Below are 25,453 nucleotides of genomic sequence, written 5' to 3' on the forward strand. Positions count from 1 at the left end.
GCTTACAGTAAGAACCTGAAAAGCAAAAAAAAATCACTATTTTTGAAGCATGATTAGAGCAAGTAATATCCATAAATCGTATGGAAATCTGGAAGTTTTGAAAGGAGTTGACCTGCACATCAAAGCAGGTGAAGTCGTATCTATTGTGGGAGAATCCGGTGCAGGAAAATCTACCCTTCTTCAGATCCTGGGAACACTGGACAGTCCCAGTGCTCCTAAAAATCATAAGACAGAAATTGCTCTGAACGGTGAATCATTTATCAATATGACAGATAAGCAGATATCAAGATTCAGAAATCAGAATATTGGTTTTGTCTTTCAGTTTCACCAGCTTCTTCCTGAATTTACGGCATTGGAAAATGTTTTGATCCCTACAAAAATTGCCGGTGCCAACGAAAAAGAAGCAACCGAAAAAGCATATGATTTGTTTGAGGATTTAAAAATTGCACACCGGTTACATCATAAACCTAATCAACTGTCTGGCGGCGAAGCTCAGAGAGTGGCGGTGGCAAGAGCACTGATCAACTCCCCGAAAATCATATATGCAGATGAACCGACAGGAAATTTAGACTCAAAAAATGCTGATGACCTGCACAGATTGTTTTTTGATCTTAGAGATAAATACAATCAGACATTTGTTATTGTAACGCATAATCCAAATTTAGCAGAAATTACTGACAGAAAACTGGTAATGAAAGACGGACTGATTGTTGAATAAATGTCTGCTGCCTTTGGCTTTTTGCTGATTGTTTTATACAGCTTATCATTTTAATCGTAAACACAACTTAATGATGAAACAGTATTTTTTCTTGTTTCTTTTTATGATTTCATGTTCCAAAATCCAATCTCAGAGGAAGGAATTGGCTTTGCCTGCATCAAAAGTTTCTGAAATTAGAAATTTTGTCAAAGGGAAAAATTATAATCAGGATTTAGCCGTCTTTATTAATTTTAAGACGCATTCAGGAAAATACAGGTATTTTGTATATGATTTAAAAAACAACAGGATTCTGCTAAAAGCGATTGTTTCCCACGGTTCCGGTTCCGTTATTTCAAAATCTGACGCTTTAAAATTTTCAAATACTGAAGGTTCTTATCAGTCATCTCTAGGAAGATACGAGATCCGGGAAAAGTACCTGGGAAAATATGGCAAATCCTACAGGCTTCACGGTCTTGACCATGATAACAGCAACGCCATGAAGCGTGCTGTAGTGCTTCATTCTTTCGGTTGTGTCCCTGATAAAGAATCAGATAACCACACTTGCTTGAGTCTGGGTTGTCCTATGCTCTCTGAGATGGCCTTGCTTCAGACTTCAAAATATCTTGACTCATCAAAAAAACCTGTAATTTTGTATGCCTTTTATTAATTAATCCAGTTATTTAGAACCTATGTCTATAAAACTACTTGCTGAAGACGACAGACCGAGAGAAAAATTTTTACAGAAAGGTAAAAGTTCACTTTCTGATTCCGAACTTTTGGCAATCATTATGGGAAGTGGGAATAAGGATGAATCTGCCGTCGAGCTTGCGAGAAAAATTCTTACATCAGTGGATAACAACTGGCATCAGTTAAGTTTACTGACCATAAAAGATTTAACAAAATTCAAAGGCATAGGGCCGGTAAAAGCAATGTCCATTGAAACAGCTTTGGAAATAGGAAGACGAAGAGCAGCACAGGACATTCCTGATAAACCTCAAATTGCAAGAAGTAAAGATGTATATCAGATATTAAAACTCCATTTGGCGGATCTCAGAACAGAAGCGTTTTGGGCAGTATTTCTAAATCAGAGTAATAAAGTCATTCATATTGCGCAACTGACGCAGGGCGGAATCAATCAGTCGATTGTGGATATCCGCATTGTTTTTAAAACAGCCTTAGAACATTTCGCAACCGGAATCATTGTTTCTCACAATCATCCTTCAGGAAATTTAAAACCGAGTGCTGAAGATCTCAGTATTACAAAAAAAATAAAGGAAGCTGGAGAGCTCCTGAGTATTCAGCTGTTAGACCATCTTATCATTACTCAAAATTCTTATTTAAGTTTCGCAGACGAAGGACTATTATGATCAGAAGATTAAAATATAACGAAATAGATTTTGAAAAATACACAAAATGTCTGGAAAATTCTGAACAGCGTAACTGGTATGCAAAAAAAGAGGTTTTAGACCAACTGTCAGGCAATTGGGAGTTGCTGGTTAATAATGACTATGAAGCAGTCATGCCTCTTCATATCACGAGAAAATTAGGGGTCAAATTTGTTCATATGCCTTTGTTTTGTCAACAGCTGGGTGTTTTTTCCAGGAAAGATGATTTGGAACTTAATACAGCCTTTCTTTTGTTTTTGAAAAAGAGATATAAAATTTTCATGTATTCATTCAATGATAAAAATAAATTTACCTGTGAGTTGGAAACAAGAAAAAACTACCTGATTCCAATATCGGATTATCAAGTACTCAGAAGGAAAAAATATTTCAAAGGAAGAAAATCTACCGTAAAATGTTCCCAGCATCTGACGTATAGAGAAATAGAGCTTTATACTACCGCCACTTCATTTATAAGACAGAATTTCAAAGGTCTGTCCAAAGAGGCTGATTTTAAGAAATTTGAAAATTACGTCAGATTTTTAAAGTTGAAAGACTCATTGAAAATCGTTGCAGCCTGCAAAGGAGAAACCTTTGTCAATATGGCAGTTCTGACGAAGGAGCCTCGTCAGTATTCTCTGTTGGCTTTGATTAATGATGAACAGCAAAAGGCAGAAAACGGAGCATCGTTTCTCATTGATAAAATCCTGGAAAAATATATTTCCGGAAATACATTTAATTTTATGGGGAGCAATATCAGGGGAATTGAAGTTTTTTTTAAAAGCTTTGGAAGTGAGCTTCACGACTACTGTTTCATCGAAAATAAACTGTTAAAAAGATTTTCTTAATAGTAATTTCTGTTTAGATTCATTCTAAATATTATTCTTACATTTATACTGTTATTTATCAACGTATACCAAAATGCTCAACAAAATCAGAAACTATAAATTACCATACATCATTTATAATTTTTTCAATAAGAAAAAACTACAACATAATATTCCCCTGTATAAAAAATTTGGAATTGATAAAAGATATTTTTCAAGTATTTCAAGCAAAGATTTTTCTGAGCTTTCTGCAGATCAAAGGACAGTAAACTATTCTCAACTTTCAGAAACTGAGTTTTATAAAAATCTGTCTCCGGAAAATCAAAATTCTGTCCTTGAATTTGATGATAAAGGATTTCTGGTGTTGAGAAACTTCCTGACCTCACAGACGGCTGACCAGATAAATGACGAAATTGAAAAACTGATGAAAGCCGGAACAGTAAAATTCCGTTATGGAGGAAAGCTGATGTTTGTGATACATCATTCTGAAATTGTGAAAAATATAGGGAGTGATAAAAAGTTACTTGAATTTCTTTCTGTTTTGATGGACGGTAAGGCAAAACTTTTCCAAAGTATCAACTTTATCAACGGCAGCCAGCAAAAAACCCATTCAGACAGCATTCATATGACTACCTATCCGCTTGGCGGACTTTTAGGAGTATGGATCGCTCTTGAGGATGTAGATGAAAATAACGGAGCTCTGCACTACATACCGGGAAGTCATAAGCTTCCTTATTTCTTAAATTCAGATTATGATAATGAAGGTTCACCATTTAAGATCGGAAATAAGAGTTATAAAGCCTATGAAGAATTTTTAGAAGAAAAAGTAATCGAATTAGGTCTTAAAAAAGAAATTTTCAAAGCTAAAAAAGGAGATTTGCTGATCTGGCATGCAAACATTTTACATGGTGGTGAACCTCATATTGATAAAACAAGAACCCGAAAAAGCCTTGTTTATCACTATTTTGATGAAGAAAGTGTCTGCTATCATGAGGTTACCCAAAGACCTGCACTATTTGAGCTGTAAATTCGGAAAATATTAGTAATTTTGCTTCCTCAAATTATGGCAGTATTTTCAGATTATTTACCGTATGCATTTGCATTGATTGTTGCGATTCCTTTTTTGGTTTTGCTGAGACAATTTGTCTATACCTATATCAATTTAAAAAATCAGGAAATCAAGCTTCTGTCCTTAAAGTCAAATTCTGAAAACAAAACCCATTCCTATGAAAGGATGACTCTTTTTTTAGAAAGAATAAAACCTTCCAATCTTATTCTGAAATTTGATAAGGATCTTGCGGCTCACGAATTTGTATTTCTTACGGAAAGAACGATCAACGAAGAGTTTGAATACAACTCGTCCCAACAGCTGTACCTTACAAAAAATTCCTGGCAGAATATTGTTGATTCGAAAATCGCCCTGATTGATCTGTTGCATAAAACGTATGAAAGCCTGAATAACAATCCCAATCTGGATGACTTTAAAACCGTCTTCATTATGAATTATATGGATGGAGATGATTATATCGGTGCAACCATCGAAGATCTGCGAAGAGAAATTTTAATAATTGCTTAAACTATAAAAATAAAGATAAATAAATGATTCCAAATTTTAAAGCACATCCGTGGCATGGGATTTCTGCAGGAGAAGATGCGCCAAACGTTGTTAACGTGTTCGTGGAAATTGTTCCTTCAGATACAATCAAATATGAAATTGATAAAGCTACAGGATATCTGAAGGTTGACAGACCTCAGAAATTTTCTAATATCATACCTGCTCTTTACGGATTTGTTCCCAGAACATACTGTAACGAAGAGGTGATGAAATTAGCTGTGGAAAGCGGAGCAACTGATGTAACAATGGGAGATCATGATCCTTTGGATATTTGTGTTTTAAGTTCACACAATATCCATTCCGGCGGACTGTTGATGGAGGCTATTCCCATCGGTGGTTTTAAAATGATTGATGATGGTGAGGCCGATGATAAAATTGTCGCTGTAATGGTAAGTGATCATGCATTTGGTCATTTCAGAGATATTACTGAACTTCCGGAAGCTGAAGTAAAAAGATTGATGCACTACTTTTTAACGTATAAGAATCTTCCGGATGAGCCTGCAAAATGCAGAATTCAGGAAGTTTACGGAGCAGAGCACGCAAGAAAAGTAATTATAGCTTCTCAAAATGACTATGCAAGTAAATTCGGAGGATAAAATTCTCTTAATTAAAAATAAAAAAAGAGTCCATTTCACTGATTGTGAAATGGACTCTTTTTTTGTTTTCATTCTTCTTTCAGAAATTATTTTGGCCCTGTATTTAATAATAGTATAAGACATTCCAACTATTCTTTCAAAAATATTTTAAGGAAGAATTATTTAAAATCTTTGTAAAGAATTTATCACAATTAATTATAAACAGATAATACTTCAGGAGTTTATTATATTTTTCATTTTATGAATAAAATTATTTGGTATATTTAATAATCAATTACCAAAAAAATATTAAACTATGAACTTATTTTATTTAGTACCTATTTTTGGTGTTATCGCACTACTTTATACATTTCTGCAAAGCAACTGGGTCACCAGGCAAAATGCGGGAAATGACCGGATGAAAGTAATCAGCGGACACATTGCTGACGGAGCGATGGCTTTTCTGAAAGCAGAATACAAAATTTTAACTTATTTTGTGGTCATTGTCGCCATATTATTGGCCGTGATGGGAACGGCAAATTCAAATTCTCACTGGAGTATCAGTGTTGCTTTCGTAATTGGAGCTGTATTTTCAGCCTTGGCTGGATTTATCGGGATGAAAATTGCAACAAAAGCCAATGTACGGACAGCAGAAGCTGCGAGAACTTCATTATCCAAAGCGCTGAAAGTTTCTTTTGCAGGTGGTTCTGTAATGGGAATGGGGGTTGCCGGACTTGCTGTTTTAGGTCTTGGGTCTCTTTATCTTATTATTAAGCAGATTTTCGCTCCCGATGCAATGGTTGATTCTCACGAGATGGAAAGGACTATTGAAATTCTGACCGGATTTTCTTTAGGAGCAGAATCAATCGCTTTATTTGCGAGAGTCGGAGGCGGAATTTATACAAAAGCAGCTGATGTAGGTGCTGATTTGGTTGGGAAAGTAGAGGCGGGGATTCCTGAGGATGACCCGAGAAACCCGGCGACCATTGCAGATAATGTAGGAGATAACGTAGGAGACGTTGCGGGAATGGGAGCAGATTTATTCGGTTCTTATGTGGCAACGGTTTTAGCAACGATGGTTTTAGGTCGTGAGACAATGTCTGAAGATTCATTTGGAGGTTTTGCGCCGATTCTTTTGCCGATGCTGATCGCAGGAACAGGAATTATCTTTTCAATGATCGGAACATTATTTGTGAAGATTAGTGATGACGATGAATCTTCCACATCAAGCGTTCAGAATGCACTGAATCTCGGAAATTGGGGAAGCATTGTGATCACTGCAATATCTTCATACTTTCTTGTAAATTATCTGTTACCTGAAACGATGGTTTTACGTGGATTGGAATTTACTAAAATGGGAGTTTTTGGTGCGATCATGGTTGGTCTGGTAGTAGGTACTTTAATGAGTGTCATTACAGAATATTATACTGCGATGGGAAAAAGACCTGTTAAAAGTATTATTAAACAGTCTTCAACAGGTCACGCAACCAACATCATTGGCGGACTTTCTGTAGGAATGGAATCTACCTTTCTGCCGATTATCGTTTTAGCAGGAGGGATTTACGGATCCTATTTATGTGCAGGTCTATACGGTGTTGCTATTGCTGCTGCAGGAATGATGGCAACAACAGCAATGCAGCTGGCAATCGATGCATTTGGACCAATTGCAGACAATGCCGGAGGAATTGCGGAAATGAGTGAACTGCCGAAAGAAGTCCGTGAAAAAACAGATATTTTAGATGCTGTTGGAAATACAACTGCGGCGACAGGCAAAGGTTTTGCCATTGCTTCGGCTGCTTTAACTGCCTTAGCTTTATTCGCAGCCTTTGTAGGGATTGCAGGGATCGACGGTATTGATATTTATAAGGCAGATGTTCTCGCAGGATTATTTGTTGGCGGAATGATTCCCTTTATTTTTTCCTCATTAGCTATTAAAGCAGTTGGGCAGGCAGCGATGGCGATGGTCGAAGAGGTAAGAAGACAATTCAGAGAAATTCCCGGGATTTTAGAAGGTAAGGCCGAGCCTGAATACGAAAAATGTGTTGCCATTTCTACGGATGCGTCCATCAGGAAAATGATGCTTCCGGGAGCGATTGCCATTATTTCTCCATTGCTGATCGGTTTTATTTTCGGACCCGAAGTATTAGGCGGATTTCTGGCTGGAGCCACTGTTTGCGGTGTATTGATGGGAATGTTCCAGAATAATGCAGGTGGTGCCTGGGATAATGCGAAAAAGTCTTTTGAAAAAGGGGCTAAAATCAATGGTGAAACTTATTATAAAGGTTCAGAACCTCACAAAGCATCTGTAACAGGAGATACAGTCGGGGATCCTTTTAAAGATACTTCAGGACCATCGATGAATATTTTAATTAAGCTCATGTCGATCGTTTCGTTGGTTATTGCCCCTACTTTAGCCGTAATGCATAAAGATAAAATTGATGCCAACAGACAGGCGAAAATCGAGAGCCTGACAGGAATTGCAGGAGTGCATCAGACAAATCAAAATACAGCAGGTAACACAGCAGCAGTCCCTGTCGGAATAACAGGTCAGCTGAACGAAGATGGTAATTTTGTCTACAATACAGGAACACCTCAGGAGGTCAAACTGAAAGGTGGTAAAACCATATCTTTAGGAAATCAGAGTCAGCTTTTTGCAATGTATGATAAGATTAAAAGAAATGATCAGAAACTTCTGGATCCAAATTCATGGTATACAATTGAAAACCTGTATTTTGAAACAGGATCAAGTTATTTGAAAGCAGGTTCTGAAAATCAGCTGATGAATTTGGCGGAAATTTTAAATGCCTATCCGAATCTTAAAATAAAATTAGGAGGATATACAGATAATTCAGGAAGCGAAGAGGCTAATAGGCAATTGTCTAACCTGCGCGCGCAGACCACAAAACTTAAATTACTGGAGTTGGGAATTGCTGCGGACAGGGTAGAAGCTGAAGGATACGGTTCACAATATCCCGTATGTGAAGCCAATGACACTGATGAATGTATGGCAAAAAACAGAAGAATTGATGTGAGAATTTTGTCTTTATAAATATATTTCACTGGAATAAATTATAAAGGCTTTCCGCAAAAGTAAGATGAACCCCAAAAGTTAAACAAATACTTTTGGGGTTCATCATTTGTATAAGCTCAGAATGATTGGTTTTTCTTCATGAGATTTGTCGAAGATAATCTCTTTTTGTAACAGTTTATTTTATGTACGGAAAACCCTTCCAGCGTTTCAAACGCTGGAAGGGTTGCGTGTGGAGCATACATAACCAGAATTTGTATAAAATCACTTCATGCTGAATTACATGATCGTTATCACAAGTCCGGAATGATCAGTCTCTTCATTCGTATAAGATTTGTTGACGTGATTGCTTCTGAAATAAGTATATATTTTTTATTTGAGGAAAACCCTTCCAGCGGTTCGAACGCTGGAAGGGTTGCATGTTTGGACATACACAACCAGAATTTATATTAAATCACTTTATGCTGAATCATATAACCGTTATCGGAAGTTCAGAATAATAAGTCTCTTTCTTCATGCGATCTGTTGAAGTGATTGCTCCTGAAACAGTTTATCTTTTTAGGTGGTGAAAAACCCTTCCAGCGTTTAGAACGCTGGAAGGGTTGCGTGTTTGGACATACACAACCAGAATTTATATTAAATCACTTTATGCCGAATCATATAACCGTTATCGGAAGTTCAGAATAATAAGTCTCTTTCTTCATGTGATCTGTTGAAATGATTGCTCCTGAAAAAGTATATATTTTTTAGGTGGTGGAAAACCCTTCCAGCGTTTGAAACGCTGGAAGGGTTGCGTGTAGGGCATACATAACCAGAATTTGTATAAAATCATTTAATGCGGAATTACATGATCGTTATCGCAAGTCCAGAATGATCAGTCTCTTCATTCGTATAAGATTTGTTGACGTGATTGCTCCCGAAACAGTTTATATTTTTTAGATAGGGGAAAACTCCTTCAGCGTATCAAACTCTGAAAGGGTTGTGCTTAGATAGAAATGAAAATATTGAGAAGGCTGAATTAGGTCTCCTTCAACAAAAGAATTATAAACATAAGACTTTTTTGAAAACACTGTCAAAATTATTTATACAGATTACAGATTCTTCCTCAAATGTTCCAAAGCCCGGATAATCACATCATCCTTTTTAGCAAAACTGAATCTGATATAGTCAGAATCCTGTCTCGAATGATAAAATGCTGAAAGCGGCAGACAGGAAACTTTTTTCTCAACGGTCAGCCATTTCGAGAATTCTATATCACTCATTGTTTTTGAAACATCTCTGAAATTGACCAACTGGAAAAAGCCGCCCTGCGATGTTTGCTCAACCTGTAGTGGGGTATCTTTTATCAGTTCGTTGAAAATATTTCTTTTATCCTCCATGATCTTCCTGTTTTCCGAAGGATCAAAAACGTCAAGGTATTTTGCTATAGCATATTGGCAGGGAGCATTTGAGCTGTAAGAAATATATTGCTGGTAGGATCTGAAGTTTTCCAGGTTTTCTTCTGATGCTAAAAGATAGCTTACTTTCCAGCCCGTAGAATGAAACATTTTCCCGAAAGAAAATATAGAAAATGTTTTTTCTTTAAGTCCGGGATGAAGAAAAGGACTGTAATGCTCCGATTTATCATAACAGTAAATGTCATATATTTCCTCAGAAATAAGATAGATATCCCGTTTTTTAATCAACTGGTAAAGCTTTTCCCAGTCTGATGCCATCCAAATTTTCCCGGTTGGATTTTGTGGGGAATTGATGATGATTGCTTTGGTTCTTTCTGAAATACAGTTGTGAAGTTTCTCCCAATCCATGATGAAATCATAACCCAAATCGCAGTACACTGGAATTCCGCCATTCAAAACGATAGAAGGAGCATAAGTATAATAGGAGGGCTGAATAATGATCACTTCATCTCCGAAATCCAATATTGATTTTAATGAAGTGAACAGAGCAAAAGTAGAACAGGGAACAATGTTGACCTCTTCTTTTTTAAGTGATAAACTATCTGACCTCAGGAAATTGAATTTTAATACAGCCTCAATCAGCAATGGGTTTCCGGAAAGTGATTCATAGCTGTGACTGATATGATCAGCAGATTCTTTAAGGTAATGCCGTAATCGGGGGTCGATCTCAAAATCGGGCAGACCTAATGACAGATCGTAGCTTTGATGTCTCGAAGCAAGTTCAGACATTTCTGTGAAAAATTTAAAATCATTAAACCCGTATTTTTTTTTCATAATGGTAATCAAATATATAAAAAAAAGGATACCGACCTACCGTTAAATAATTTTTGTTAATTTTAGACATATAATTCAGGAATAAAACGTCCTGATTGTTTTACTCTGAAACCTTGGTTTAAGCAGGCAATAATATTATCTTTATAAAAATTAATATACTCATGAAAAAAATTCTGATTCCGATATTTTCAGCAATAGTTTTAACAGGATGTTCGGCTTCTAAAACTGCCAAAAATGGCCGGGAAATGACAAATGGATCCAATTCAAGTTTGTCTCAAAGTGAAAAATCTTTTCAGTCTGCCTATCAAAACATTACGCTGGAAAATTTAAAGAAGAATCTTTCTGTAATTGCAGCAGACGATATGGAAGGGCGTGATACGGGAAGTCCGGGTCAGAAGAAAGCAGGAGCATATATGATTAATTACTATAAAAGTATTGGGATTTCATATCCTAAAACATTAGGATCATATTATCAGAAAGTTCCTGCCGAATATATGCAGAAAAGAGGCGGAAGAAATTTACCTGATTCAGAAAATATTCTTGCATTTGTTGAGGGAAGTGAAAAACCAGAAGAGATTATTGTCATCTCTGCACATTACGATCATGTAGGAACTAAGAATGGAGTCGTATATAATGGTGCGGATGATGACGGGAGCGGAACCGTGGCGGTAATGGAGATTGCAAAAGCTTTTCAAAGTGCTAAAAAGGCAGGAAACGGACCAAAAAGATCAATTTTATTTCTTCATGTTACCGGAGAAGAGCACGGTCTTTTTGGATCTGAATATTATTCAGACAATCCTGTTTTTCCTTTAGCCAATACCGTTGTAGATCTAAATATTGATATGATCGGGCGTGATGATCCTGAAAACAGGGGTAAAAAATATGTCTATGTCATCGGATCTGATATGTTGAGTTCAGAATTGAAAGTAATCAATGAAGCTGCCAATAAAAAGACAGTCAATCTGGAACTGAATTACAAATATGATGATCCGAAAGATCCACAGCGGTTATATTACAGATCAGATCATTATAATTTTGCTAAGAATAATATTCCCGTAGCATTTTATTTTGACGGGATACATGAAGATTATCACAAGCCTACTGATGATGTAGAAAAAATTGATTTTACTATGCTGCAGAAAAGAGCACAGCTTGTGTTTGCTACAGCATGGGAAATTGCTAACAGACCGGCAAGAATAATTGTTGACCGAAAATAATTCAGGCTTTTCCATAATGTAATTTAAGGCATTGTTATATAATAGCTTATGGGGTTTTATTGAAGCTTTTTTTATTAATTGAATTTAATTATAAATAATGAGATTTTTACGACGGACGGAATTTATCTGTTGAGAATTTATAAAGTAAAGATTCAGTATTTCTTACAATAACTGAAAAATACAGTCATATGACTAATCAGAATATACAGTCATTGAGACCTTTCATTGGTTCGGAAAATTTTGAGATCAGTAGAAATTTTTACAGGGATTTAGGGCTTGAAGAAATTATTCTAGACCCGGGATTATCTCTCTTCAAATGGGCAGGAACAGCTTTCTATCTGCAGGATGCCTATGTAAAAGAGTGGATTGAAAACACCATGCTTTTCGTTGAAGTTGAAAATGTAGAAGAGTTTTGGAAAATGCTTTTATCATTGAATTTGACTGAAAAATACAGTACAGTCAAGCTCACTCCCATTAAAGCTATGCCTTGGGGGAGAGAATGTTTTGTTCATGATCCTGCTGGAATTTTGTGGCATTTCGGAACTTTTTCTTAAAACTACAATTTTCAAAATGATTTACGCTTTTGACACCTATTACTATGAAGATTATGCTTACACTGTTTGTGTAGCCTTCGAAGACTGGGCTTCTGAAAAAGAAACTGAAATTTACAGTGCCAAAACAACGGTAAGTTCTGACTATGAAAGTGGTGCATTTTACAAAAGAGAACTGCCCTGTATCATAAGTTTATTGCAGCAGATCAGTTTAAAAGATGATGACATTATCATTGTTGATGGTTTCGTAACCTTAAATAATGAAGGTAAAATCGGTTTAGGTGGATATCTTTATGAAGCTTTGGATAAAAAATATTCTGTCATAGGAATCGCAAAAAATAATTTTTCTGCTCCTGATGATCAACGTAGGATTATCTTGCGCGGTGAAAGTAAAACTCCATTATTTCTAACTGCAAAAGGAATTGATGTTGATGAAATTAAACCAAAAATAGAGCAGATGTATGGCAATTTCAGAATCCCTGCGCTGCTCAAAAAACTAGATCAGCTTACGAGAATTTAAATATCATTTTTTCCTGATTTTCCAAAAAAATTATCAAAAAATTTGTCAAATTAAAAAAAAGCTATACATTTGTCACGTTAAAGTAGCAAAATGAATAAAATGTTCAACAATATTATTATCATTATTCTTGTCATTATCGGATTCCGGTGATGAGTGATGGTATTGTTACATTTATTTAAAATATAATTTTAAAATACAGCCATCCTCATTACGAGGATGGTTTTTTTTATGCTGAAAATTCAAATATCTACAATATGTATTACAACGAAAAAAGTGTACTCTTCTTTGACGGGGAGTTTGTAAAAGCCGAAAAAGCTTCCACAGATCTTTACGGACAATCGCTTCATTATGGCTATGCCGTGTTTGAAGGAATAAAAGCGTATAAAACTGCAGAAGGAACAAGAATTTTTAAAGCTGAAGAACATTATGACAGACTGCGAAAGTCTGCAGAACTTATGATGATCCCTTTCAGTTATTCTACTCAGGAAATGGTTGATATCACGTACAGGCTTTTGGAAACTAATAATTTAAGTAATGCTTACATCCGTCCATTGGTGATCTGCTCAGCTAATATGGCACTTTCAAAAGGACAGAAAAGTTCCTTGGTTATTGAAGTGTGGAACTGGGATAATGGGTATATGGCAAACAAAATGAGGGTGATGACTTCTTCATTTGAGCGTCCAAACCCAAAAGCATTTAAGATAGAAGCGAAAGTGAGCGGACACTATGTAAATTCTATACTTGCATGCCAGGAAGCAAAAGATAGGGGTTTTGACGAAGCTTTACTGTTAGACAGCAATGGTTATGTAGCTGAAAGTTCAGGAGCAAATGTTTTTTTTGAAAAAGATTCTAAATTTTACACTCCTAAAAAAGGCAATATCCTCCCGGGAATCACCAGAAGTACGGTTTTTCAAATACTTGAACAGTTAGGGATTGATTATCAAGAAATAGACTTTACTCCTGATGAAATGAAACAAGCTGATGCTGCATTTTTCTGTGGAACAGCTGCGGAAATTGTTGCTCTGGAATCACTTGATGATGTGAAGTTTAAACTTGAGTGGGAAGAAAGTTTATCTTTTACAGTGCAGAAAGCATACAGGCATTTGGTTGCAGGAGAAGATTATACGTACATGAAAAAACAACTCCAGTATGTGTAAAGAACTCAATAAATATTCAAGGACGCTTACTCAGGATCCCACACAGCCAGCAACCCAGGCGATGTTTTACGGAATCGGATTCAGTAAAGAGGATTTTGGTAAAGCACAGATTGGCGTAGCAAGCATGGGGTACGATGGAAACACCTGCAATATGCATTTGAACGGATTATCGGAATTGGTGAAAAAAGGAGTAAACAGTCAAAATCTTGTAGGATTAATGTTTCATACGATTGGCATCAGTGACGGAATGACCAACGGAACTGACGGAATGCGCTATTCACTGGTAAGCAGGGATATCATTGCAGACAGTATTGAAGCAGTCTGTGCAGGTCAGTATTATGACGGGCTGATCACTGTTCCAGGATGTGATAAAAATATGCCGGGATCGGTAATGGCGATGGCAAGGCTGAACAGACCTTCAATTATGGTCTATGGCGGGAGTATAGAGGCAGGGCATTACAAAGGGGATGACCTGAATATTGTCTCTGCTTTTGAAGCATTAGGAAACAAACTTGCAGGAAAACTTTCTGATGAAGATTACGACGGAATCATTAAAAATTCGTGTCCTGGCGCAGGGGCCTGCGGAGGAATGTACACTGCCAATACAATGGCTTCAGCAATCGAAGCGTTGGGAATGAGTTTGCCTTATTCTTCTTCATATCCGGCATTAAGTAAAGAGAAAAATGAAGAATGCCTGTTTGCAGGTCATTACATGAAAATTCTGCTCGAAAAAGATATCAAACCTTCAGACATCATGACTCCAAAAGCTTTTGAAAATGCATTAAGAATGATAATGGTTCTGGGTGGAAGTACAAATGCAGTGTTGCATTTTATTGCCATTGCTAAAAGTGTAGGAGGTCATTTATCACTGGATGATTTTCAAAAAATAAGTGATACTACACCTTTACTCGCAGATCTGAAGCCCAGTGGAAAATATCTGATGAAAGATCTCCATAAGGTTGGGGGAGTTCCTGCCGTCATGAAGTATTTACTGGATTTAGGATTAATCCATGGCGACTGCCTTACGGTAACCGGAAAAACAATTGCCGAAAATCTTGAAAATGTTACCTCCATTATTGAAAGGGATCAGGACATTATCAGAAAAATTGATGATCCGATCAAAAAGACCGGCCATATCAGAATCATGTACGGAAATCTGGCAGAAAAAGGATGTGTAGCGAAAATTACAGGAAAGGAAGGAAGTTTTTTTAAAGGAAAGGCAAGAGTTTTTGATGGTGAAAAACAGTTTATTCAGGGCATTGAAGATAAAATAATACAGGAAGGTGATGTGATTGTCATCAAAAACGAAGGTCCTAAAGGAGCTCCCGGAATGCCGGAAATGCTTAAACCGACCTCTGCTCTGATGGGTTCAGGCTTAGGAAAAAATGTTGCACTGATTACAGACGGAAGGTTTTCAGGAGGAACGCACGGCTTTGTTGTAGGACATATAACTCCGGAAGCTTTTGAAGGCGGGCTAATCGGTTTGGTTGAAAATAATGATATCATTGAAATTGATGCTGAGAATAATACCATCAATCTTATCGTTCCGGATAACGAACTTAAAAAAAGAAAAGCGGGTTTTCAACAACCTGATTATAAGGTGAAAAGCGGCGTACTTTATAAATATGCAAAATTGGTTTCTGATGCTTCGCAGGGATGTATAACGGATTTTTAAATGGAATAAAATGGAAACAGCAGTCAATAAAATAAAAAAAGAAAATACAGTAACCCAAAAACTGAAAGGTGCAGAAGTAATCCTTGAAATACTTAAAGCAGAAAATACACAAATTGTTTTCGGTTATCCCGGAGGGGCAGTGATTCCTATTTATGATGCATTATATGATTATAAAGATGCTATAAAGCACATTCTGGTCAGACACGAACAGGGGGCAATTCATGCGGCTCAGGGTTTTTCAAGATCTTCGGATAACGTAGGGGTCGTTATAGCAACCAGTGGTCCCGGAGCGACCAATCTCGTAACCGGACTTGCGGATGCGATGATTGACAGCACACCCGTTGTGTGTATTACCGGGCAGGTTTATGCATCATTACTTGGATCAGATGCATTTCAGGAGGTAGATGTGATCAATATTACTGCACCTGTTACCAAATGGAACTGTCAGGTTACGGATGCTGAAGATCTTCCTGAAGTTTTAGCTAAGGCTTTCTACATTGCAAAATCCGGCAGGCCGGGACCTGTTCTGGTCGATATCACAAAAAATGCACAGCTTCAGGAAATCAGTTTTGAAGGATATGATAAATGTTCATGTATAAGATCTTATCAGCCAAAGCCTAAAGTAAAGCATGAATATATTGACAGTGCAGCATTATTAATTAATCAGGCTAAAAAACCTTTTCTTGTTTTTGGTCAGGGAGTTATTTTGGGGAAAGCTGAGGATGAACTCAAAAATCTGATCGAGAAAACGGGAATCCCCTGTGCTGCTACCGTTTTAGGATTGGGAGCATTAACAACAGAACATCCATTATATACTGGAATGCTGGGAATGCACGGAAATTATGCACCTAATAAACTGACCAATGAATGTGATGTGCTGATCGCAGTAGGAATGCGTTTCGATGATCGGGTGACCGGAAGATTAGACCAGTATGCAAAACAGGCAAAGATTATTCATCTTGATATCGATCTGGCAGAAATCGATAAAAATGTCACAGCAGATATCCCGGTTTTAGGAGATTGTAAAGAGACTCTGCCTATGCTGACAAAATTGCTTGATAAAAATAGCCACGACGGATGGATGAAGCAGTTTACGGATCTTCGGAAAGAAGAAAATGAAGAAGTTATAGAAAAAGAACTGAATCCTTTATCGGGAGAACTGACCATGGGAGAAGTTCTGAGATGTTTAAATGAAATCACCGGTGGAGAATATATTATCTGTACAGACGTTGGCCAGCACCAGATGGTTTCGTGCAGATATGCAATGTTTAAAGGATCAAGAAGAAATGTTACTTCCGGAGGTTTGGGAACAATGGGGTTTGGCCTTCCTTCTGCGATGGGAGCTAAAATAGCTAATCCTGATAAACACGTGATCTGCATTGCCGGTGATGGTGGTTTTCAGATGAATATCCAGGAATTGGGTACCATTGCTCAGTTTAATATCGGTGTTAAAATAATTATTTTGAATAACTCGTTTTTAGGCATGGTCCGTCAGTGGCAGGAGCTTTTTCATGACAGGAGATACTCTTTTGTAGATATCACAAGCCCGGATTTTCCTGCTGTGGCAAAAGCATACGGAATTGACGGCAAGCATGCAAAAGAAAGAGATTTTTTGAAATCATCATTAAAAGAAATGTTGGAAACAGAGGGTGCTTACCTTTTGGAAGTAAAAGTAGGAAAGGAAAACAATGTTTTTCCAATGGTTCCCCAGGGATGCAGTACGAGTGAAATCCGTTTAAAATAAACAGCAATGAATAAAAAAGAATATACAATCAGTGTTTTCACTGAAAATCAGGTAGGGTTACTCACTAGTATAGCCATGGTTTTTTCGAGACGCGGGATTAATATTGAAAGTTTAAATGTCTCTCCCACAGAGATTGACAGCATCTCACGATTTACTATTGTAATTAATGAAAACTGTGAACTGATCAGAAAAATAGCAAGGCAGATTCAGAAAATGATCAACGTTATTAAGGTATATTATCATACAGACGAAGAAATTGTCTGGCAGGAAATGGCTCTTTTTAAGATTGAAACCGATATTGTCTCAGAGAAATTTCAGGTGGAAAGAATCTTACGTCAGTATGGGGCAGCTATTGTCTGCGTAAGAAAAGATTACACGGTTTTTAACATTGTAGGACATTATGAAGAAATCGACAACTTTCTTAAAGTGATTGAGCCTCATGGTTTAATTGAATTTGTGAGAAGTGGAAGGGTTGCAGTCATCAAAGAAAACTTTGGCTTTCATCAGAAACTTCAGGCATTTGAAGCAGATTATTAATAAATAAAAATCAATATAAATTGAAGTTTAAACTTCAGAAAATTTAACAATCAAATAATAAAATTATGGCATTAATTAATTTTGCAGGCGTAGAAGAAAATGTAGTAACAAGAGAAGAATTTCCTGTAAAAAGAGCTCAGGAAGTATTGAAAAATGAAACGGTTGCAGTTTTAGGATATGGAATTCAGGGTCCCGGACAGGCGCTGAATCTTAAAGATAACGGTATCAACGTGATTGTAGGACAGAGAAAAAATTCTAAAAGCTGGGATAAGGCAGTCAACGATGGTTTTGTTCCGGGAGAAACCTTGTTTGAGCTTGAAGAAGCTGCGGACAGAGGAACTATTCTTTGTTACCTTTTAAGCGACGCTGCACAAATCCAGTTTTGGCCTACCCTGGAAAAATATCTTACCCCGGGAAAAACACTTTATTTCTCCCATGGCTTTGGAGTAACCTATAAACATCAGACCTCCATAGTGCCTTCCAAAGAAGTGGATGTAGTATTGGTTGCGCCAAAAGGCTCCGGCACTTCTTTAAGAAGGCTTTTTGTGGAAGGAAAAGGGCTGAACAGCAGTTTTGCAATTCATCAGGATACGACAGGGAATGCAAGAGATAAAGTAATTGCGCTTGGGATTGCTGTAGGAAGTGGATATTTATTTGAAACCGATTTTAAAAAGGAAGTATACAGTGATCTTGTAGGAGAAAGAGGAACTTTGATGGGCGCCATCCAGGGGATCTTTGCAGCCCAGTTTGAAGTATTGAGATCAAAAGGACATTCTCCGTCAGAAGCTTTTAATGAAACAGTAGAGGAATTGACCCAATCACTGATGCCGCTGGTTGCAGAAAACGGGATGGACTGGATGTATGCGAATTGCTCTACAACTGCACAGCGTGGAGCTTTAGACTGGTGGAAAAAGTTTTATGAAGTTACAAAACCTGTTTTTGAGGAATTATACGAAAGTGTAGAACTGGGAAATGAATCTCAAAAATCTATATCCAGTAACAGCAGGGAAAATTACAGGGAAGAACTCACGAAAGAACTGGAAGAGTTGAAGGGCAGTGAATTATGGCAGGCAGGAAAAGCAGTAAGAGCATTACGGCCTGACAGAACTTTTGAAAATGAAAAATAATCTGATATGTTACCATCTTTAGAGTCAATCAGTAAAGCTCAGAAAACGCTTCAGAACGTTGTGGAAGTTACTCCATTACAGCAAAGTGTAAGGCTTTCAAAAAAGTTTTCAGCTCAGGTATTTCTTAAAAGAGAAGATATGCAGCCGGTAAGGTCTTACAAAATAAGAGGTGCGTATAACAAAATTTATGGGCTTTTTGAAAATGGAGAACTCCCACATGGAATCGTCTGCGCCAGTGCAGGAAACCATGCTCAGGGAGTAGCATTCGCATGTAACAGACTTCATATCAAAGGAGTTATTTTCATGCCCGTCACCACTCCGAAACAGAAACTGGAACAGGTTGCCATGTTTGGTGAAGACTTCATTGAGATCAGACTTTTCGGAGATACTTTTGATGTATGTAAAAATGAAGCAGTTAAGTTTTCTGAAAATTCGGGAGCAGCTTTTATTCATCCTTTCGATGATATTCATATTATTGAAGGCCAGGCTACTGCCGCTATGGAAATTTTAAGCCAGGCAGAGGACCGGATTGACTACCTTTTTGTCCCTGTAGGCGGCGGTGGGTTACTTGCAGGAATGGTCAGTGTGTTTTCTCAGTTATCTCCTGAAACCAAAATTATTGCTGTAGAACCGAAAGGGGCTGCTTCTATGAAAAAGTCACTGGAAATGGGAATCAATACAAAACTTGATTCTATCGATTCTTTTGTAGACGGAGCTGCTGTGCAGAGAGTGGGGGATCTTACCTTCAGGATCTGTAGGGATCATATTTATGATTGCGTACCGGTAGATGAAGGAAAAGTATGTGATACGTTGCTCACCGTTTATAATAAAGATGCAATGGTGCTGGAACCTGCCGGAGCACTGACTATTGCTGCTCTGGATGTTTACAAAGAAAATCTTTCAGGTAAAAATGTCGTGTGCATTGTCAGCGGAAGTAATAATGATATTACCCGGACGGAAGAAATTAAGGAACGTGCCATGATTTACAATGGTCTGAAGCATTATTTTGTTGTGAAGTTTCCGCAGCGTCCCGGAGCACTTAAAGAATTTGTGTTACATGTCTTAGGTGAGAATGATGATATCACTTTCTTTGAATATACAAAAAAGAATTCGAGAGAAACTGCTTCTGCAACAGTAGGAATTGAACTTTCCGATCCTGATGACTTTGGCGGACTTACAGAAAGGATGAAGAGCAGGGGGTATTTTGAATACTATTTAAATAATTCCACCCATATGATGAACCTAATTATCTAATCATAAAAATCTGTCTTTTTAAGGCAGATTTTTATTTTTGTTTAAAATTTACTGTTATTCGTCTGTTTTAATAAATTTTAATATCCTGATAAATATCATCACCGTCTTTATTTTTATTAATTCTAAATAAATATAAATTTGTCATTAATAAAAATAACGAAATGAAAAGAATCTATCTACTGTTTTCTATCTCACTGCCCTTTGCCATCTCTGGACAAACGCAATATTTACCTGCATTTCAATACAAGCCCGACAGTAATAATATACCGAATTTTATTAGTTCAAATATAAAAAATACCTCAACATTTGAGTCCGGTTTGATGGTATATAAGAATTTTGAAAATATTTCTACTGAATTACATACTGGCAACAGTACTGCTATTTCAGCAAAAAGACCATCCGGTAAAATACAGGATGATGTCATGTTACGTACCATTACAATTCCTGCTGATGCAGATTCAGGAATTACAGAAATAAGAGCGCTTAAAGACACAAATGTAGAAAACTCTCCATCTTTAATATCACCTGCACGCCAGAATTTAAGATTAGATCAGTCAGAAGATTATTCGGTAACGATGGTAAATAAAAACACAGATTTTCCTGCCCCATATTGTAGTGTTAGTGCAATTACTTCACTAACTGTGAGTGAGATCAGTAATGTAGAATTTGCGGGGAGTTCAAGAAACAGTAATTTAGACGGATCTTCTCCTGTCATAGAAAATTTTACAGATATCATTTTTGATGTTAACAGAGGAAATTCATATCCAATCAGTATAACAGGAGGTACTCATGGTCAGGCGACGGTTTCAATGTATGTTTATATTGATCTTAATCAGAATAATGTGTTTGATGACAATGAAAAGTTTAATTTGGGTTATCTTGATAATTCTGATCCTGTTCCCGGCAAACAATCCGGTAAAGTTTCCGGACTTATAAGCATCCCTAACGATGCTTTAACGGGAGAAACGCGTTTCAGACTGGTCAAAGCGTATGAATCTTCTTCATGGATGGGAACTCTTGAAAATTCACCTTGCCCTTCCGGCTGGTTCATTGGTCAGGTGGAAGATTATACGATTAATATTCAGCCTTCCAGTCTTTCAGTAAATGAAATTAAAAAAGAAACTGCGAAAATATACCCCAATCCAACAACGGGCCTGGTGAAGATTAAAGCTGAAGATCGTATTGAAAAATTTGAAATATATAATTTAGCAGGTCAAAAAGTGATGGAAGGAAATTCTTCAACGATCGATGTTTCCCATTTTCAGCCCGGAGTGTACATGACGAAAATTTACATGCAGAACCAAAAAATAATAATCAAGAAGATAATTAAGAAATAAAATAAAATTCTCTATTCATATCCTATCAATTTGTTTTTTTCCAAACCGGCAGATTAGTATCTGCCGGTTTTTTTAATAATTTTAATTATACCTGCAAAAAGAATCCGCCCTTTAGAAGCGGATTCAGTAGATAGATCTCATTTTTTTTTAATTAGACAACAACAAAAAGCACAGCCGACGATGCTGTGCTTAAATTTTTATTTCAAATTTAATTGCAATTCCGAAAACGAAGAGAGCAAAAATCGATTTCATTTCAGTTTTATTACATAGTAAATGTAAGAATATTTTTAATACACAATATAAATTTAATGTTAAAATTAACAGGTTATCCACATTTTTTTGTGGATAAAGTATGTTTATTTTTTATGATTAATTGCTTGCCTTTCAAAAGGTGCCAATTTTCTCACAGTATAGGAGTGATATCCTAAACTGTCAATATCCTGTAGTAACTTGTAAATGTCGAAATTTTTAACGGTATCATCCTCAAATGAAAAAGACAAATGAAAAAGTCGGTGCGAATCATTCTTCATGTTTTTCTCTAAACATTTTGATTGAAGCAGAGTATAAATCTGATTAAAATTGATTCGGTGTAGACTGTCATTTCGTAATTTTCTTTTCTGCGGTTGTACATGATTTGAATTCCAGCCGCACCAATTTCCAATTAATTCTTCATTATAAAAGTAGACAGTACGATTTTTTAAAATAATAAAATTGACAGCTCCCTTCGGATAGTCATATTCTTTCATTTCTTGTATTAAAGATAATTCCGGGTCTTTAAGTTTTGCTTCTTTATATTTTTTTTCAATATTGTTGTTAAATTGTGAAACGATGAAAATCTTTTTTTCAACAATTGTCTTATTATCATTTTTACAGCATGAAAAGATAAATGCTATAATTACTGAATAGAAAATTTTTATAGAAATATGCATACTGATCAACTGCAAACTTTATGCTTCAGATAAACTAAAATTAGGATCAAAAAGCAAATGGCTTTAAGGAGCCTACAGTTTCTCAGCAATATATTTTGCTGTGTGTGATTTTTTATTTTTAGCCAAAGCTTCCGGAGTTCCTGCAAAAACAACTTCTCCACCATATTTTCCTGCTTCCGGGCCGATGTCGATAATGTGATCTGCTGATTTCATAATATCCGGCTGATGTTCAATGACAATCACTGAATGTCCGAGGTCGATCAGTGCCTGAAGAGACTTCAGTAACTTCTGAATATCATGGAAATGCAGTCCTGTAGAAGGCTCATCAAAAATGAATAGGGTTTTATCAGTCGTTACCCCTTTTACAAGGAATGATGCCAGTTTTACACGTTGTGCCTCACCTCCGGAAAGAGTAGAAGAACTTTGTCCAAGCTGCAGATACCCTAAACCAACTTCCTGTAGCGGGGTCAGTTTTGTAACGATTTTATCTTCCTTATTTTCCCTGAAAAATGATAACGCCTCATCAACGGTCATGTGGAGAATATCTGAAATATTCTTTTCATCAAAACGTACTTCAAGAATTTCATTCTTAAAACGGGTTCCTTTACATACCTCACATTCAAGTTCAATATCTGCCATAAACTGCATGGAAACATTGATCACACCTTCCCCTTTACATTCATCACATCTTCCACCGTCGACATTGAAAGAAAAATGTTTGGGTTTGTAACCCATCATTTTCGAAACTTTCTGTTTAGAAAACAGATCTCTGATATCATCATAGGCTTTCAGATAAGTTACAGGGTTGGAGCGTGATGATTTTCCGATAGGATTCTGATCAATCAGTTCAATGTGTTTAACCAGCTTTTTAGGAAATTCCACAGAATCATAATCCCCTTTCTTACCTCCCATTCCCAGTTGGATCTGAATATCATTGGTCAGAATTTCTTTCATCAGGGTAGATTTGCCGCTTCCGGAAACCCCTGAAATTACAACGAGGCTTTCTAAAGGAACATCAACATCTATATTCTTAAGATTGTTTGTTCTCGCTCCCTTAATATGAATAAATTCTTTTGCTTTTCTTCTTTTTTCAGGTACTTTTATTTCCAGTCTTCCGGTAAGGTATTTTGAAGTCAGGGTGTCAGCATCCTTTAATTCTTTATAATCACCTGCGAAGACCAATTCTCCACCCAGATATCCGGCCTCGGGACCGATGTCGATGATGTAATCTGCAGCTCTCATGACGTCTTCATCATGTTCAACAACGATAACGGTATTACCTAAATCACGGAGGTTTTTTAAAACTCCGATCAGGTTTTCAGTATCCCGGGAATGAAGTCCGATAGAAGGCTCATCCAGAATATAAATAGAACCAACCAGTGAACTTCCCAGACTGGTTGCCAGATTGATTCTCTGACTTTCTCCTCCTGAAAGCGTATTGGATGTTCTGTTAATTGACAGGTATCCCAAACCTACTTTTAGCAGAAAGTCAAGTCGGGTAGTGATTTCATATAATAATCTTTTAGCCACCTCTTTATCATGTTCAGACAAATGTAAACTGTTAACCATCGGTGACAATTCATCCAGAGGAAGCTCAATCATTGACTGAATGTTATGACCGTCAATTTTTACCCATGTTGTTTCTTCACGCAGACGCAGTCCTTCACAGGTAGGGCAGAGTGTTTTCCCACGGTAACGGGATAGCATGACACGGTACTGGATTTTATATAAATTTTCCTCAAGCATCTTGAAGAAATTGTTCAGTGAAGGAAATGTTTTGCTTCCGTCACCTTTCCACAGGTAATTTTTCTGATCTTTGGTCAGCTGATGATAAGGCTTGTGAATAGGGAAGTCTTTGGCTTTTTTAATGAAATCTTTTTTCCATTCACTCATCGTTTCGCCTTTCCATGATGCAACGGCATCTTCAAATACGGATAATGCCTTATTGGGAATAACCAGATCCTCATCAATTCCGATCACTTTGCCGTAACCTTCGCAGGTAGGACAGGCACCGTATGGATTATTAAAACTGAAAAAATGGACATTGGGTTCCAGAAATTCAAGACCGTCAAGCTCAAATTTATTAGAGAAATCTTTCTTCTCTCCTGTTTCAATATTCTTCAACGAACAATATCCTCTACCTTCGTAATAGGCCATCTGGATTGAATCTGCAAGACGCTGAAGAAAGCTTTCATCATCTTCATATGAAAAACGGTCAATCACCAGATTGATGATCATTCCTTTTTCAGGAGTGAATCCGAAACTTTCAAGATCTTCAATCCCTGCTACATTTCCATTGATTTCAAGTCTTGTAAAACCTGCCAGTTTCAGAACATTTAGATTTTCAGTAAAATTTTCAGTATCGTATTCTAAAGGTGCAGTTAAGAGAAATGCAGTTTCACTTTTTGCTGATTTAATATAATCAATAACATCAGAAACCGAATCTTTTTTCACTTCCTCGCCGGAAACCGGAGAAAAAGTCCGTCCTATTCTAGCAAAAAGAAGTTTCATGTAATCGTAAATTTCAGTAGAAGTTCCTACCGTAGAGCGCGGATTCGAAGAAATCACTTTTTGCTGAATCGCTATAGATGGCGCTAAACCCTTGATATCATCAACTTTTGGCTTTTCTAATTTACCTAAAAACTGACGGGCATAGGAGCTTAAACTTTCGACATAACGACGTTGGCCTTCAGCATAAATTGTGTCAAATGCCAGCGAAGATTTTCCGCTTCCGGAAACTCCGGTAATCACAATCAATTTGTTTTTCGGAAGTAAAACATCGATGTGTTTCAGGTTGTTAAGATGTGCATTTTTAACGTAAACCTGTTTTTTTATATCTATTTCTGTAATTGGAGCCATAGTAAAATTAAGACCAACAAAAATACGAAATTCTGATGGATTAAAATACAATAAATCAATGCTAAAAACAGGGGTATTGAATGTCGGAATTTAAAATTATATTTTGAGCGAAAATATCGAGAAATGATAGTTTATCAGGAAGTTGTTTTTAAATATTATCCTGCTTTTGTTATTTTTCTGCATCGCTTTAT

Annotated in this window: 20 protein-coding genes; 18 read left to right on the forward strand and 2 right to left on the reverse strand. The window is 36.8% G+C overall.

The genetic code is table 11. The annotated features are described in order from the left end of the window. Nucleotides 1-49: 49 nt before the first annotated feature. The 8 genes from AC2A07_RS02330 to AC2A07_RS02365 all read left to right on the forward strand — a co-directional run bounded on the left by AC2A07_RS02330 (nt 50) and on the right by AC2A07_RS02365 (nt 8,145). Nucleotides 50-718 carry an ATP-binding cassette domain-containing protein gene (locus AC2A07_RS02330; protein WP_314490638.1) on the forward strand — a complete coding sequence of 223 codons (669 nt, stop codon included), beginning with the start codon at nt 50-52 and terminating at the stop codon, nt 716-718. Nucleotides 719-788: 70 nt separating this feature from the next. Then, complete coding sequence (locus AC2A07_RS02335; protein ID WP_484049040.1) at nt 789-1,364, forward strand: murein L,D-transpeptidase catalytic domain-containing protein; 576 nt, start codon at nt 789-791, stop codon at nt 1,362-1,364. A 22-nt stretch (nt 1,365-1,386) separates the two neighbouring features. Beyond that, the gene (gene radC / locus AC2A07_RS02340) at nt 1,387-2,064 is read left to right on the forward strand and encodes a RadC family protein (RefSeq protein ID WP_314490644.1); all 678 of its coding nucleotides are present in this window, start codon (nt 1,387-1,389) and stop codon (nt 2,062-2,064) included. Further along, nucleotides 2,061-2,927 carry a hypothetical protein gene (locus AC2A07_RS02345; protein WP_484049041.1) on the forward strand — a complete coding sequence of 289 codons (867 nt, stop codon included), beginning with the start codon at nt 2,061-2,063 and terminating at the stop codon, nt 2,925-2,927. Before radC ends, AC2A07_RS02345 begins: the two co-directional genes overlap by 4 nt. Nucleotides 2,928-3,000: 73 nt before the next feature. Continuing rightward, nucleotides 3,001-3,933: a phytanoyl-CoA dioxygenase family protein gene (locus tag AC2A07_RS02350; protein WP_484049042.1), complete on the forward strand. Its 933-nt coding sequence runs from the start codon at nt 3,001-3,003 to the stop codon at nt 3,931-3,933. A gap of 36 nt (nt 3,934-3,969) precedes the next feature. Next, nucleotides 3,970-4,482 carry a DUF7935 family protein gene (locus tag AC2A07_RS02355; protein ID WP_314490652.1) on the forward strand — a complete coding sequence of 171 codons (513 nt, stop codon included), beginning with the start codon at nt 3,970-3,972 and terminating at the stop codon, nt 4,480-4,482. 23 nt (nt 4,483-4,505) lie between these two features. Then, nucleotides 4,506-5,117, forward strand: coding sequence for an inorganic pyrophosphatase (locus AC2A07_RS02360; protein ID WP_314490654.1), 612 nt, complete (start codon nt 4,506-4,508; stop codon nt 5,115-5,117). Nucleotides 5,118-5,412: 295 nt separating this feature from the next. Beyond that, nucleotides 5,413-8,145 (forward strand): sodium-translocating pyrophosphatase, encoded by a 2,733-nt coding sequence (locus AC2A07_RS02365; RefSeq protein ID WP_484049043.1) that lies wholly within the window; start codon nt 5,413-5,415, stop codon nt 8,143-8,145. Nucleotides 8,146-9,215: 1,070 nt separating this feature from the next. On the opposite strand, the gene AC2A07_RS02370 is transcribed toward AC2A07_RS02365, so the two are convergent. Then, nucleotides 9,216-10,355, reverse strand: coding sequence for an aminotransferase class I/II-fold pyridoxal phosphate-dependent enzyme (locus AC2A07_RS02370; protein ID WP_484049044.1), 1,140 nt, complete (start codon nt 10,353-10,355; stop codon nt 9,216-9,218). 161 nt (nt 10,356-10,516) lie between these two features. On the opposite strand from AC2A07_RS02370, the gene AC2A07_RS02375 reads away from it, so the two are divergent. The 10 genes from AC2A07_RS02375 to AC2A07_RS02420 all read left to right on the forward strand — a co-directional run bounded on the left by AC2A07_RS02375 (nt 10,517) and on the right by AC2A07_RS02420 (nt 21,474). Next, on the forward strand, nt 10,517-11,572 hold the full coding sequence (locus AC2A07_RS02375) for a M28 family peptidase (RefSeq protein ID WP_484049045.1): 1,056 nt from the start codon (nt 10,517-10,519) through the stop codon (nt 11,570-11,572). 188 nt (nt 11,573-11,760) lie between these two features. After that, a complete protein-coding gene (locus AC2A07_RS02380; protein ID WP_484049046.1) occupies nt 11,761-12,126 on the forward strand; it encodes a VOC family protein in 366 nt (121 codons plus the stop codon). A 16-nt stretch (nt 12,127-12,142) separates the two neighbouring features. Next, nucleotides 12,143-12,643 (forward strand): endonuclease V, encoded by a 501-nt coding sequence (locus AC2A07_RS02385; RefSeq protein WP_484049047.1) that lies wholly within the window; start codon nt 12,143-12,145, stop codon nt 12,641-12,643. 254 nt (nt 12,644-12,897) lie between these two features. Continuing rightward, complete coding sequence (locus AC2A07_RS02390) at nt 12,898-13,800, forward strand: branched-chain amino acid transaminase (protein ID WP_484049048.1); 903 nt, start codon at nt 12,898-12,900, stop codon at nt 13,798-13,800. Further along, a complete protein-coding gene (ilvD, locus tag AC2A07_RS02395) occupies nt 13,793-15,475 on the forward strand; it encodes a dihydroxy-acid dehydratase (RefSeq protein WP_484049049.1) in 1,683 nt (560 codons plus the stop codon). The genes AC2A07_RS02390 and ilvD overlap by 8 nt, the downstream gene beginning before the upstream one ends. Nucleotides 15,476-15,485: 10 nt before the next feature. Continuing rightward, nucleotides 15,486-17,219, forward strand: coding sequence for a biosynthetic-type acetolactate synthase large subunit (gene ilvB / locus AC2A07_RS02400; protein WP_484049050.1), 1,734 nt, complete (start codon nt 15,486-15,488; stop codon nt 17,217-17,219). A 6-nt stretch (nt 17,220-17,225) separates the two neighbouring features. Beyond that, nucleotides 17,226-17,756 carry an acetolactate synthase small subunit gene (ilvN, locus tag AC2A07_RS02405; protein WP_484049051.1) on the forward strand — a complete coding sequence of 177 codons (531 nt, stop codon included), beginning with the start codon at nt 17,226-17,228 and terminating at the stop codon, nt 17,754-17,756. 65 nt (nt 17,757-17,821) lie between these two features. Next, complete coding sequence (ilvC, locus tag AC2A07_RS02410; protein WP_484049052.1) at nt 17,822-18,883, forward strand: ketol-acid reductoisomerase; 1,062 nt, start codon at nt 17,822-17,824, stop codon at nt 18,881-18,883. 6 nt (nt 18,884-18,889) lie between these two features. Next, nucleotides 18,890-20,137, forward strand: coding sequence for a threonine ammonia-lyase IlvA (ilvA, locus tag AC2A07_RS02415; protein ID WP_484049053.1), 1,248 nt, complete (start codon nt 18,890-18,892; stop codon nt 20,135-20,137). Nucleotides 20,138-20,298: 161 nt separating this feature from the next. Continuing rightward, complete coding sequence (locus tag AC2A07_RS02420) at nt 20,299-21,474, forward strand: GEVED domain-containing protein (protein ID WP_484049054.1); 1,176 nt, start codon at nt 20,299-20,301, stop codon at nt 21,472-21,474. 1,001 nt (nt 21,475-22,475) lie between these two features. Here AC2A07_RS02420 and uvrA read toward each other — a convergent pair. Continuing rightward, entirely contained in the window at nt 22,476-25,262 is a 2,787-nt protein-coding gene (gene uvrA, locus AC2A07_RS02425; RefSeq protein WP_314490696.1) for an excinuclease ABC subunit UvrA, read from the reverse strand. Nucleotides 25,263-25,453: the final 191 nt, after the last annotated feature.

The sequence above is a fragment of the Chryseobacterium sp. HNCC26DJ238 genome (assembly GCF_057180465.1).